This is a genomic window from Colwellia sp. MT41 (assembly GCF_001444365.1).
GTDB classification, from domain to species: Bacteria; Pseudomonadota; Gammaproteobacteria; order Enterobacterales; family Alteromonadaceae; genus Colwellia; species Colwellia marinimaniae.
In genome coordinates, this window is the sequence record NZ_CP013145.1 from 170,327 (window position 1) to 183,760 (window position 13,434).

The 13,434-nt window shown below is 40.6% G+C and carries 9 protein-coding genes; 2 read left to right on the plus strand and 7 right to left on the minus strand.

Annotated features, from left to right (window positions below):
• Nucleotides 1-7: 7 nt before the first annotated feature.
• The 7 genes from CMT41_RS00700 to CMT41_RS00725 form a co-directional block, all read right to left on the minus strand.
• On the minus strand, nucleotides 8-1,276 hold the full coding sequence (locus CMT41_RS00700) for a leucine-rich repeat-containing protein kinase family protein (RefSeq protein WP_058026071.1): 1,269 nt from the start codon (nucleotides 1,274-1,276) through the stop codon (nucleotides 8-10).
• A 209-nt stretch (nucleotides 1,277-1,485) separates the two neighbouring features.
• Nucleotides 1,486-4,104, minus strand: coding sequence for a glycosyl hydrolase family 18 protein (locus CMT41_RS00705; protein WP_058026072.1), 2,619 nt, complete (start codon nucleotides 4,102-4,104; stop codon nucleotides 1,486-1,488).
• A 114-nt stretch (nucleotides 4,105-4,218) separates the two neighbouring features.
• Entirely contained in the window at nucleotides 4,219-5,811 is a 1,593-nt protein-coding gene (locus CMT41_RS00710; protein ID WP_058026073.1) for a lytic polysaccharide monooxygenase, read from the minus strand.
• Nucleotides 5,812-5,899: 88 nt separating this feature from the next.
• The gene (locus CMT41_RS00715; RefSeq protein ID WP_058026074.1) at nucleotides 5,900-9,064 is read right to left on the minus strand and encodes a glycosyl hydrolase family 18 protein; all 3,165 of its coding nucleotides are present in this window, start codon (nucleotides 9,062-9,064) and stop codon (nucleotides 5,900-5,902) included.
• Between the two features lie 511 nt (nucleotides 9,065-9,575).
• A complete protein-coding gene (locus tag CMT41_RS19830) occupies nucleotides 9,576-9,728 on the minus strand; it encodes a CPBP family glutamic-type intramembrane protease (RefSeq protein WP_083494177.1) in 153 nt (50 codons plus the stop codon).
• Nucleotides 9,665-10,324 (minus strand): hypothetical protein, encoded by a 660-nt coding sequence (locus CMT41_RS00720; RefSeq protein ID WP_058026075.1) that lies wholly within the window; start codon nucleotides 10,322-10,324, stop codon nucleotides 9,665-9,667. Before CMT41_RS00720 ends, CMT41_RS19830 begins: the two co-directional genes overlap by 64 nt.
• A gap of 169 nt (nucleotides 10,325-10,493) precedes the next feature.
• Nucleotides 10,494-10,796 carry a hypothetical protein gene (locus CMT41_RS00725; protein ID WP_232299989.1) on the minus strand — a complete coding sequence of 101 codons (303 nt, stop codon included), beginning with the start codon at nucleotides 10,794-10,796 and terminating at the stop codon, nucleotides 10,494-10,496.
• A gap of 168 nt (nucleotides 10,797-10,964) precedes the next feature.
• Between CMT41_RS00725 and CMT41_RS00730 the strand changes: the two genes are divergently transcribed.
• On the plus strand, nucleotides 10,965-11,744 hold the full coding sequence (locus tag CMT41_RS00730) for a SapC family protein (RefSeq protein WP_058026077.1): 780 nt from the start codon (nucleotides 10,965-10,967) through the stop codon (nucleotides 11,742-11,744).
• Nucleotides 11,745-11,880: 136 nt separating this feature from the next.
• Complete coding sequence (locus CMT41_RS00735) at nucleotides 11,881-13,365, plus strand: hypothetical protein (protein WP_058026078.1); 1,485 nt, start codon at nucleotides 11,881-11,883, stop codon at nucleotides 13,363-13,365.
• Nucleotides 13,366-13,434 lie beyond the last annotated feature (69 nt).

A 13,434-nucleotide genomic window follows, 5' to 3' on the forward strand; every position in this document is an offset into this window, starting at 1 on the left:
TGTGCTGTTAATAGTGTACTCGTTCATTTAATACCTTAAACGCTTCACTAGCTCTATCTTCTTCAGCACAAATAGTTAATAAATCTTCAATAAAATGATTTAGCGCTCGGTGTTCAATTTGTTGTACTTTTTCTTGCTGTGCTGGCGTTAACATTTGATAGCTAGTAGCAGCACCAAAGTCGCCAAAAATGATATTACCTTGAGTATCAAATAAGGTGTTATGGGCGTATAAATCACCGTGACATACTTTGCTTTTATGTATGTGGTTAAAGACATCTTCCATTTGCAGCACTATGTGGGTGATGAGGGTAATAGTTAAACTAAAACCTTGTGGAAATGTGTCACGGGTACAACTTTTAAAGCAAGGTGGCAGACCTAGGTTTTTATAGTGTTCAGGAATTAAATTCATGATTAACGCTAGGTACTTACCTCCTGAGTTTAAGTCTTCCTTCACTTGCGCCAACGATTGTATTAAATTTGGGTGATTACCGACTTGCAAACACGCTTGTAATTCATCTTCTGGGTAGCCGTCACTGGTCACGTCACCTTTAAATACTTTCACGGCAATGTCATCAGGGAATTGAGACTGGGCACTATGCCAATGGGCTTTTGAAATAACGCCAGAAGCGCCTTGGCCAAGGACATGCTCTAAATTGTAGCTAGCTGATGATAGCTCAGGTACCGATTTAGCCTTAGCTTTTTCTCTGGCACTAAGTTCTGAGAATGGGTTACCGGCAAAAGCCAGCCAAGCTAGCTTTGGTAAGTTTAATAATTGCTCCGGGCATGCAGTTAACTTATTGGCTGAAATTCGAATCAGTTCAAGCTTATGAGCTCGGGCTAATGATTGCGGTAATTGCGTTAAGCGGTTACCGGCTAAGGCTAGCTTTTGTAATCTAGGTCGTTCACCTAAAGAGTCAGGTAAGGTGGTAATTTGATTATCGGTTAATATTAACCAACGCAATTGCGCCGGCAGTGAGTTTGGCGCTACGTGTGTTATTTGGTTTGATTTAAAGCCAACCATCTCTAAGTTAGGTAACTTTCCTAACACTTCAGGCAGGTGTCTGAATTTATTTTGCGAAGCGAAAATTATTTTTAGTTTTGTCAGCTGCACCAGCTCGTCAGGTAATGATGACAAGGCATTACTTGATAAGTCGAGTATCTCTAAACTGTCAGCCAAGGTTAATATTTCCAGTGGAAACTCAGTTAGATTTTCAGCGAGTTTTAACTGATTAATGCCGGCGAGTTCGCCAGAGCGAAGCTGAGCAAGAGTATGCAAAATAAAGCGTCCGTTAGAGGTAATGAAAAACGGCGCTAGTGTACTGGAATTCTGGCTGTAATGCTCATGCTATGCGATCTAATGTGAATTTCAGCCACATTAGTCAAGCGAGTTTGTGGTTTTACTTTTTGAAAAAAGCACCTAGTCTCATTGCTGAAGCTAGGTGCAAAAGTGTAGGGAGTTAACTTAATCCTTCATTACATTTATGATTATTTTTTCCAAACACTGGCAACACCAGGCTGCTCACCTTTAGTCCACCAAGCAGCGGTATACGTTACGTTATTATGTGACACTTTATCGCCGCCGTTATACACTAAATCTGCGCGCCAGGCTCTTACTTGACCGTCATCAGGAATAACTTCCGACCATGCAGCACTTTGATCTGGCTGTTCATCTTTAGTCCACCAATTGGCTTTATAAGTTACCTGGTTATAAATAACAGTATCGCCAGTATTATAGATTTTACTGCTGTCCCAAGTACCACTGCCGCCGGTATCTTTGTTAGTTACCGTAACGGTGAAACTTTGTGAAGTAACGGCAGTACCATCACTCACCTCAACACTTACCGTATAGCTAGTATCAGCTGTTACGTCGCCGGCCGTTAAGGTGACATTGGCACCTGAGCCTGTAAGTGTTAAACCGGTAGGTACTTGCCAGGTGTAAGTTAGTGCGTCGTTATCAGCATCGCTAGCAACAACAGTAATACTTATTTGCATTGCTTCCTCTATCGTTACATCACTTATAACGTTAACAACAGGCGCGATATTACCAGTACTGGGTGCAACTACCGTTAATGTGGTCGATTTACTTACATTTGTTTTACCATCAGATACTGTCAGGGTTAATACATAGTGAGTATTTTGGCTAACTGTACTGGCGGTAATATCAACATTAGCGCTATTGGTTGCCCCAGTTGTTAAGGCGTTATCTACAGTCCAGCTATAGGTTAAGGCATCATTATCGGCATCAGTTGCTGTCGCTGCGATAGTAATCATTTCACCAGAGTTAACCGAAAAGCTACTTGCTAATGAAATCACCGGTTTTTTGTTAATTGGGCCTACCGTGCCGCCTAAACCTTCATGCATGGCATTGAGAATATCGCCATTATCGGCATCAATTTCCCAAGCAAATAAACCACCTAAACCACTGGCTTTAACATATTGACCTTTAGCAATAACAGAACGTGGGCTATCGTAAGTCACTAAAGTGCCTGATTGCTTGTTCCATACATAAGCCGCATCAGCCATTTCATCATAACCAACTTCAAAACCATTAACACCAGTACCGGCAGCGCCAACCATATGCTGAGCAAGGCCTTTGTAATCAATAATGCCGGCTTCCCAAATACCTTGTGCAGAAGTGCCGGTCAGTTTTCCAGTACCGTCAGCTGTCATGGGATTGTCTAAAATGCTGGTGTTATCTGGAAATACACCTTGCCAACCACGACCATACATAGCAGTACCAACAACAATTTTTTTCGCCGCTACACCTTGTGCTAATAATAAATCTACCGTATTGTTGATGGTATAAGCAGGGCCTTTACGTGGTTCGCCTTTATCATCCAAACCCGTGCCATTACACTCATCAACACTCAAATGGCTACCACAATTTAAACCAGTTTGATGACCAGTAACGTTGTTCCAGCCGCCAAAAAAGTCATAAGTCATGGCAAAAATGTAATCCATAAACTGCGCAGCTGCGGCGTAGTCGACATCTTCAATTTTGTCATAACCTGAGCCGATTGCTGAGGTTAATTCATAGGTGCGACCGGTATCCGCTTCTAACTCGTTTAACATGGTGCGCAACTCTTGCATTAAAGCAACATAAGCTGGACCATCATTAATCGGGTCACCTAATGTTGATGAAGCACCACTACCACCAGGAAATTCCCAGTCAATATCAACGCCGTCGTAGAATTTCCATGTTTTTAAGAATTTTTTCATTGAGGCAACAAACACATCACGGTTAGCTTTCTCAGTAAAACCATAGAAAGGGTCTGATAACGTCCAGCCACCAACAGAAGGCAGTATTTTTAAATCAGGGTTACGTTGTTTTAACGCCATCAATTGCGCGTAGGTACCACGAATAGGCTCGTTTGAATCTATACCGGGTAAGGTTTTTTGTACTGCTGCCCAGGGGTCATGAATAACCACTTCATAATCAGCCGAGCCTGCACAGGCTTTTTCTAATGCGCGCCAGCTATTGCCATTCTCTATTTCTTTGAGTGACTCATTAGCGCCACAAATTGGAATAAAGCCGTATAATAAATGCGTTAAGTTATCCGCGGGTATTTGGCTAACATCATAACCACGGCCGTAAATTCCCCACTCAACAAAATAAGCACCAACAACATTATCTATTTGTTTTGGATAGCTTTTATTATTCGGATCTATATTCATGGTTAGGGGGGCTAAATGACCGCCATCGGTATCGGCAATCACGATTTCTTTTTGCGCACTGGTTGCACACACTGTGCCTTCACACAATTCGATAGTTAGCTGATGACGACCAGATCTATCATAAGGAAAGTTAATAACGCCGCTTTTAGTGCCTGCAGCGAAAGTGCCTTGATTAACCAGTGCATTATCGAAATACACTTTGTAGCTATCGCCACCAGTGCCGCTCCAGGAATTCCATTTAATAGCGATATCAACTTGCTCTTTTACTTTAACTAAATCTTTGTAAGAGCCATTGCCTTCAAGGTCTACTTCTACAAAAGAGTAGGTTTGTGGGGTCCAATCTATACTTGGTGCAGCGGGTGCTGCCGCAGCTTGTTGCGATGATAGTGCGGCACTGATTGCGCACATTGTCAGTAATCTTCTATTCATAATTGCCTCTTATTATAATATTGCTGAATTTTATACCCTTGGTATTATCAGCCTTGTTGTTGGTATTATTTTGTGGGGGATTCTTGAGCAAAGGCCTTTTCCTAAGCCAGGGACTTAACGTTTTTGCCAAACATTGCTGACATCAGGCTGGTCACCTTTAGTCCACCATTTGGCTTGGTAGTTAATTTGTTGATAGCTAACCACAGCACCTTGGGAGTATTCATTTTGAGCATGCCAAATGACCATGCTACCGTCGGTGGGTGAGTCGAGTTGCCAAGCATTGCCGCTGCTAGGAAATTGGTTTTTGTTCCACCATTTGGCCGAATAAACTTTATTTTCATAACTAACGTTATCGCCAGTAGAGTAGGCTGTAGTGCTTTGCCATTGCGGAACGCTTGGCTCTACTGAGCTGTTGGTAACCGTGACGGTAAAGCTTTTTGTGGTGGTTAACCGGCCATCTGAAACTTCGACACTGAGGTTAAAGTTAGTGTCGGCATCAACAGCCGGGGCAACTATAGTGATATTGGCATCAGTGCCGGTATAGCTTATTTCATTAGGTATTTGCCAAGTGAAGTCCAAGTTCACTTGTTCATCATCAAAGGCATGCACATGAATGTCCTGTGCGGTAGACTCTGCTATAACAATATTGGCAATGTCATTTACTATCGGTGCGGTATTTACTGGTGCAGCTTGCATGGTAAGAACAAAACTATGATCTTTATCGGTTAGATAAGTGACATTACTGAGCAGGCTGGCCCCATCAAAAACAATATCTCCTTGAGGGTTTTTTACGCCAATTTGCAGTAAATGGCTGTAATCAAGGTTCAATGATTGCGCTAAATCGCTAGCCCAACTTGCTTGATTTAACTCGGTTATCGCAAGTTGTTGCTTTATTAACTCTTGGCCGGTAGCGTTGAATACTCGTAAGCTGACGGTTTCACCAGCAACTACTTCTTGCCCTTGTTTTACGTAGAAACCAGCATCGAACCAAGTGTCAGGCTGAACATTATCTCGGACTATGGTGATGTCACTACAGTTATAAAAGCCCTCACCAGCTGCGTCATCTCGCTGCCAGCGGCTATATAAAATGGCATCGCCAACTCTATCTGCGGGTATGTTGACATCCATCTGATAAAAACGTCTGCCATCGTCATCTTTAATGAAATCGACATTAGCGTGTGACTGCACCAAGGTGATATCTGACCAAGTTAGTGGCATGGTGTTGCCATCATAGTTAGGGTTAGATAAATAAAACTGCCAGAAGCTAGGGTTATGTGGCGTGCTGGCTAAAAACTTTATTTTTATATCGCCATTGGCATTTGGCACCACGTCACTGCGTTGCCAATAAGGTGAAGGCAAGTTCATGCCTTTTTTCTTGTCATCGCCACCGGCACATAAAGTACCATCGGGTATGTTGGCTTTCACGGCAGCTAAATTAGTATAATCAGCAGTATTGACTGCAAATTCATGATGCTGGACAAATTGAAAGTGACCAGAGCTTAAGTAAGCGGCACGACAAGCCGTATTGGGAATATTAGAGCCATCTTCAGGCCACCAGTAACCTTGTTGTAATTGACAAAATGCTTGGCGAGCCATAGGGCTGAACATATAACCATGGGCAGCAACTTGCATACTGGCGCCAGATAAGACACTGGTTAGTACTAAAGCCAAGGTGGTGGACTTAAATTTTAGCTGATTTTTAGACATAGAGTTCCCCTAGCGATAAATACTTAAGTATTTATCGCTGGTTAATTATTAAAAAATATTTGAGTTAATTGCTGCGTTTATAGAGGTTTTATAAACTACAAACGTCATCCCAGTCAGCACCACCTGGCGCTGAGTTTGTCCACCACTTTGCTTTGAAAACAGCATTATTGTGCACAACCATATCGCCTTGGTTGGCATGACTAGAGTTACCGGCCCAATCTTTTTGCGGGAACTCTGGGTAGACCGATAGTGTTGCAACATCAACACCGTCACATGTTGTGCCATTTCCGCCATCAGAGCCGCCACCTGTGTCACCGCCGCCAGAAGTTGCTTCCGGTAAGCTTGGGTACTCAGCTTTGAAGGCAAAAACTTTACCGTCTTTTTCTATGGTGAAATTGACCGGACCACTAATTGGCATGTAGTACATCACCTGAGCATTCACGGTTTGACCTGGTGCGAATGGTTCAGCTGCGCCGCCCCATTCGTCAGTCAAGGTAATTGAGAAGCGATGGAAGTCATTTTCGAAGCCGCCGATGTTATTGCCAACACTATTTGAGGCGTTGTTATCAATAGCCATGTTAAGTTTCTTAGTGGCATTCCAGTTTGATTTGAAGATTGCTGACGTAGATACCGGCACATCAAAGGATATTTTTGCCCCTGAAAAATCAATGGCAGAGTTGTTAGTAAAGGCAAAAGTAGGACTAATAGGGTAGTTATCATCACCACTTGGAAAGTCTTTAGCGGCAAAGCTTACATCAACCATTGCTGCTGGTTTAACAAAGTTCTTATTACCTTTATCTATACCATAGGGTGTGCCACTTTGATTGAATTTATCATAAGCAATGGTGGTCATGGTTGAACCCATAAAGTATTCACCTTTGGCAGCATCATAATCAAAGTCGCCCGCAAGTTCCCAGAACATTACGCCACCTAAACCATGGTCGATAACGTAATCAACCTTAGTAGCCATCGACTCTTCATCTTCGATCGAGATAAAGACTTTTTTACTGTCATTCCATAACCAAGGCGCTATGGCAGCGCTGTCATAATAACGGGTATAAGTGCCAGTTAATTTATCACTTGGCTCATTTACCGGATCAAGGCCGTAAGCGGCTGAGTAGCTGCCAACAATGCCTTTTTCTAAGTTTTTAATATGCCATAGCGGGTTAGAGCCAGCAGGCACTTCTCGGTCATTTTCGGTATCATGCCAAAGGTTGTCGATACCGACAGCGCCATTACCACAGCTATTTTTATCGCCTTTACCTGTTCCTTTAGGACAGTTAGCTTGATCTGGGAAAACTGCTTGACCCCATAAACCATTGGTACCACCAGTAACATCTTTAAAACCACGGGTGTAATAAGGAATACCAATGTTGATACGACCAGCGGATAAACCGCCGCGAAAGTATTTTACCGCCCAGTCGGTATTTAAATAACCAATGCCTTCAAATTCTTTAGTGCCGTAGACATCCCATGCGGCTAGCTCAGAATCTAAACCGGTATCAAACAAGGACGCATTGTGACCTACGTGTGAATTCCAGGCACCGTGCAAGTCGTAAGACATGATATTGACGTAATCAAGATATTGTGTTGCTTGGAAGGTTTCCATACCGCGCAATAAGTAACCCGATGATGGTGACGCTATGGTCAGTAAATAATGTTTACCAGCCGCTTCACCGGCAATATCGAGACTTTCACGTAGTGACTTCATCAGTACTTGATAGGAAGCATTTAGCTGTGCTCGGCGGGCATTTGAAAAACTGAAATCATCTGGATGACCAGAATCAGCCATTGATGATGGGTATTCGTAATCAATATCGACACCATCGAAACCGTATTTTTCAATAAATTCAACCGCGCTGGCGCTAAAGGCTGAGATTGCTGCATGATTAACTGTGCCATCGGCATTGGTGGTTAAGGTATAAAAACCGCCATCAGCAACACGACCATTGTCAGCAAAGTGACCACCTGTTTCAGCCCAACCGCCGACCGAAATTAAGGTTTTTACCTTAGGGTGTAACTTTTTATATTTATTTAACAGGTTGAAGTGACCTTTGTACGGCAAGCTAGGATCAAGCTCTGCACCGACAACACCAGGCCATTCCATATTGGTGGCAGGATTGTTGGCTGAATTTGGCTCACCAATGGATACTTTATTGTTAGCGTCTATATGGGCAAAGGCGTAATTGATATGGGTGACCTTGTCCCAGGGAATATCATTAACCAAGTAACTTGGTTGATTGTTTGCGCCATTTCGCCAACTGGTGAAGTAACCAATAATACGGCGCGGGTGATCTACGCCCATCAACTCACGACCGTCTTGATCGTAAATTGTACAGTATGGCGTGTTCACGCCTGGCGTTTGGTATAAGCCTTCAGGGCGACAGGCGTCAGCATCGTTACCTGTTTGTCCATCGGTAACTACGGTAAAGTTGATAGTATTACTGAGTGCAGTTGCACCCTGGTCATCGGTTGCTGCCACAGTAAAAGCTTGCGGACCTAAGGCGGTTGCTGTCCAGGTAAAGCTGCCTGAAGCGGCATCGATGGTATTTATCACCACACCATTTTCAAGTAACGATAACTGAGTCACTTGACCGTCGCTATCAGTGGCGGAATATTCAAAATTTATGGTACTCGCCACTAAAATTTTACTGGGCAAGGTTGCCATTAATGTTGCCGTTGGTGCTTCATTGACCGGAGGCGTATCTTTAGCGGTTACCGTTAGTGTGGTGTTTTCCGTACTCGCTTGTGCACCTTTATCATCAAAGGCAATGGCTTTTAACAGATGTTCACCTAAGACTGCAGACCAAGTGAATTGGTAGGGCGAGCTAGTTAACGTAGTTAACATAACATCGTCTAAATACAGTGCGATTTTGGCGACACTACCGTCTTCATCAGTGGCGAATACGGAAAAGACAACGCTGTCATTTTCAAAGAAAGAACTATTTTTTTCCGGTGAGATGATAGACACAGTGGGTGGACTGTTTTCAACCACGACACCAGTACAAGTGCCTAGGTTTTGCCATTCTTGCCATTCGCCAGAATGAGTTACCGGGTCGGTCTTGTTCCACCAGTTTGCTTTAAACGCTTGCTCAGCTGATTTTACTATTTGCTCGGCTACTGATACTTGCTCTGCTTGCCATTGGGTTAAATTACTACAATCATAAGTGGCCGCATAAACAGAATTACTCAGTAAAGCGACGAATAGCGCACTTAACTTTAAGGCCTTATTTATTTTTATTATCTGTTCCATACTATTCCTTTACATTTATTTAACATTATTCATGATGTTATTTAAAAATAACACATAAGTTTTAAAGGTCAATATGTCGCCATTTGTAGACAAAAATTAGCAGGATAATAATTAGTCTGTTTTTGTTTAGTAAAATCAGTTGGTTGAGAATGTTTTCAGAACGACAGTAAAAAACTGTAATTTTAGACATATTCAGACATATTTGGATGTATATGGTGGTGTTAATGGGGTGTTAATTATATTGTAGCTGTTGTTTAATAGGGCTGTCAGGTTAAAAAATAATCATGGAAATATTAAGTATAAGATATTACTAATAAGTATATGCTGATTTTTAATTTGGCGAAGAATAGAAAAAGTCTCAAATAATGAAAGCGTTAGCGAGTAAAGTTTAGAGTTTTTATTCTATTTTAGTGTGTAAAAGACCATAAGTAAGTTATTAAAACGATTGGTGCAATCAATATAGATGCAGTGAAATTGTACTGGTCCGTTAACTTTGCCGATGTAATATTAGTTAAAGTAACTGGCCTAAAAACACCGTGGCATTATGGGCTACTATAGGGAAAAGCAAACTGCCAGTTTTCTCTCGCAACCACAGCAGAACTAAGCCATAAACACTGGAAAAAACAATACTGATATAAAAATATGCCAATGTGATTGTTGCCAAATTAGGCCATTTACTAGCGCAAAAAGCAGCACCAGCAAAATGCCGGCAATATTAACTTTTGCCCGATAAATAGGGTAACGTGCCGAGATAATTGCTTTCGACATTACATAGAGTAATACCCCACGATAAAGCATCTCTTTATCTAACCCTGACATTGTCGTTAAAAATAAAAGTTCTTCAGGATCGGTGGAACCATCATCACCACCAAATAAACTGGCAAAAACAAACCTAAACGCTAACAGTAGCAACAGCATTTTTATTGCTGGAATAAGTGAGTTAGGTGTTTGTTTTAAGGTAAAGCCAGCATCGGCTAGGCTAAATTTTTTCTGCCCTAGCCATAGAAGAAGTAGAGCCAGAAAACTGCATGTAATTACGGAGACTTTATCAGCCCAAGGCCAAGCGAACTGGGCAAATAAATGTTCTAAAGGTAATAGAGTGTTCAGCATGCTAGGAGCTAAGACATAAGCAGGAAATAAGGCAATAGCGACTAAGGACCAATTAAGTTTAATCTTAATAAGTTTACGTTGTGATAAAGCTAAACACAGCACGGCAATAATGAATATATAGGCAGTGAGTGGTATTAATAAATCAACCATACAATATTGACTGCTCTGTTAAGTAGTTTATTTTCATTAACTTAAAAGATAACATGAGCGAGGTAAATAAAATCACCTAGGTAGCAGTGTTATTGGGTAAAAGAGCTAACTGCAAGTTTGCCTTTAGCTCTTTTTATTTTAGCTCTAGCGCTAAGGGCTAGTTGCTTACTTACTCTGCTTGATATTTAGGGTGCAGTTCTAAATAATCACACCAAATACTAAAGTGAGTATGATTAAAGCGCACATCAGTTGCGGTAAACCAGTGGGAAGATTCTATCGCTTTAAGACGAAAAAATATTTTATGACCATCGATGGCAATATGACAAATTAGATTTACCATGGTGTCATTACTGACTTGTACTTCGGCAAAGCCTGTGACATTACGTTGATGTTTTACCGTTATTTTAGGCATGGCTATGGCACTAGTAATGAATAATAACAAAGTGAAAAAAGTAAAAATCTTAACGGTCATAATCCTATTTTTAAAAGTATTTAGAAAATAATATTAAGTTTAGCATTGAAAGCTTAATTAAGTGTCTCCATAACTTATAGCAACGAAGTAATTTCATTCTAGTTATAGCAATTCAATTACAATATTATAAAAATATGCTCAATAGAAGCATTTATACGAGATAAAATCATGGCTAATTTTGTAGCAATTAAAGCAGACAAACATCAAAACCTTAAAGTTTCACAAAAACGAAACTTAGCACATGTTGCTAACCAGCACATAATTACCATAACAGCAGCAGAATATGCACAAGCTTCTGCTAGCTTCCCAATAGTACTGGTTAAAAATCCCGATTCCCCACGCTACCGTAGTGTTGCCATGTTAGGTTTAGAAGCAGGTGAAAATTTATATTATAATGATGACAAGTGGTCCGCTTTATTTGTGCCGCAAAGCATTGCTATGGCACCATTCTCTTTGGGTTTAGACCCAGACAAAGAAAAAACCTTAACGGCATGTGTTGATGTTGATAGCGAATTTGTTGGTGAAGATAAAGATTTAGCGTTATTCGAAACTGAGGGTAAAGAGTCAGAATTATTAACGAATGTACAAAATGCACTTGGTCGCTTATATGAAAATGAAAAAATGACTGAGAACTTTATCAAAGAATTAGAAGACAATGATCTTTTACAAGAGCTTGAATTAAAAATTGACTTAAGTAGTGGTGAAAAGAAAAAACTTACCGGTCTTTTTACTATTAATGAAGATAAAGTGAAATCATTAGCCGATGATAAAGTGTTAGATTTCCACAAACGTGGTTTATTTGTACCAATCTATGCCATGTTAGGCTCTTTAGGACAAATGAACCGTTTAGTGCAACTTCGCAATCTTACGGGTAAAAATAAAATTGCCGGTATCCAAATTGCGCCATTAGTTAAACAAGAAGCGAAAGAAGAAGTTACTGAGAGTTAATCAACGGTCGAATAGTGGCTTAAATATTTTTAGAAAATGATAAAAGGGGCTTCGGCCTCTTTTTTGTTTCTTTTTGTTAAAAAAAGTTACTTTCATATTCCGGTGCTGGTGTACCTGTGGTAATTTAGGGACAGTGGTGATTTATAATAATGAGAATAATATGGTCGATAAGAGTACACTTTCTAAGGATATAGAAGAGCAAATACAAAGCCTAGCAAGTGATGTTTACATTCAAGTTGAAGAGAAACTAACTAGCTTGATAACTGCTGCAGTGAATAAGGAAATTAGCAAAAGTACCGATCAACAGAGTGAAAATCTATCAGCACAAGAGCAATCATTACAGCAAGATTTTTCTGAAAAACTAAAGCGGCAAGAGCAAGAGCTTACCCAAATTAAACAAGTGTTAGCAGAAGAACAAGCTGATGCCGAGACAACTAAACAGAATTTCCAAGTAGAGTTCACGCAAAATAGCATTAACTTTAGCGAGACCATAGAGCGTCTAGAAAAAGAAGTCTCTAACTTAAAGCAGCACAGCACTCAGCAGCATGATGAAAAGCAAAGTAGCGATGATAAGTTAGAAGAGAAACTACTCGAAGTTGAACAAGATTTAAATGATAAAACTCAAAAAATTGATGGCTTAAATGGCCGTATCATGGTGTTAACAGAGCAAGATCAAAGTCTAACTAAAAAATTGATTCAAGCAAAAGAGCAAGCGGAGACGGCTGTAGTACAACAAGTTGCGGCACTTAATGAAGCTAAAAAGCAAATAAACGCCGTTGCGCAAAAGCAAATAGATGTCTTGACGGAAAAGCTTCAGCAGGCTCATAGTGAAATTAGCCATGTTAAAACTGAAGCACTACAGAGTAATGATAAGGTCGTAGAGGGGTTACAGCAAAAAAATGCCTTGCTGACCGAGCAAGTTCGACAAGAACAAAACGGCAAGGCCGAATTACAACAACAGTTATCAGTCCAGCAAAAATCTATTGATACCGAGCAAGATAAAAACAAGCAAGCAGAGCGAAAAACATCCGATTATCAGGCGCAAGTTATTAAGTTAGCAGAGCAAGCTGAGCAAAACAGCTCAGACCATCAGGGGCAGATAGCTAAGTTAGTAGAGCAAACTGAACAACAACGCTCAGACCATCAGGGACAAATTACTAGCCTAAATGAACAAAATGCTAGTGAGAGACAGGCCCAGCTTGATGAAATAAAGCTAATGAATGAAGCGGCTGTACAAGCAGAACAATTACAAGAAATGGCGCAACAAAAAATTATCGAATTAGATAAAGCTAATGAGCTACTTAGTAAGCAAGTTACCACCGAGCAAGATGATATAAAATTATATCAGCAGGAAGTTGTTGTACTTAATGAGCAAGTTAAGGTCGCGCAAGAGGGGCAAGAAAATATCTTAAAGCGCTTTAATAGTAATCGTGATAAACAAGAATTAGAAAATGATAAAGTGAGAGAAGCCATTAAGTTTTTGCGTGATGAAAATCATGATCTGCTTGGCGCTAATACTGAGCAAGCCACTAAATTCACCGAAGAAATTAATGCGGTAGAACATAAGTTAACCGAATATCGTTTGAAATTCGAGTATGCCCAAAAACAATTAACCAGTTAATTGTTCTGCTAAAAATATAAAATTACCGCCATCAAGCCAAGCTTATTCGCATTTTGAATAAGCTTGGGT

Excerpts from the sequence above, each read along its gene's own strand:
- CMT41_RS00715 (WP_058026074.1), bottom strand. The coding sequence starts at position 9,064 with ATGGAACAGATAATAAAAATAAATAAGGCCTTAAAGTTAAGTGCGCTA.
- CMT41_RS00725 (WP_232299989.1), bottom strand. The coding sequence starts at position 10,796 with ATGACCGTTAAGATTTTTACTTTTTTCACTTTGTTATTATTCATTACT.
- CMT41_RS00705 (WP_058026072.1), bottom strand. The coding sequence starts at position 4,104 with ATGAATAGAAGATTACTGACAATGTGCGCAATCAGTGCCGCACTATCA.
- CMT41_RS00720 (WP_058026075.1), bottom strand. The coding sequence starts at position 10,324 with ATGGTTGATTTATTAATACCACTCACTGCCTATATATTCATTATTGCC.
- CMT41_RS00730 (WP_058026077.1), top strand. The coding sequence starts at position 10,965 with ATGGCTAATTTTGTAGCAATTAAAGCAGACAAACATCAAAACCTTAAA.
- CMT41_RS00710 (WP_058026073.1), bottom strand. The coding sequence starts at position 5,811 with ATGTCTAAAAATCAGCTAAAATTTAAGTCCACCACCTTGGCTTTAGTA.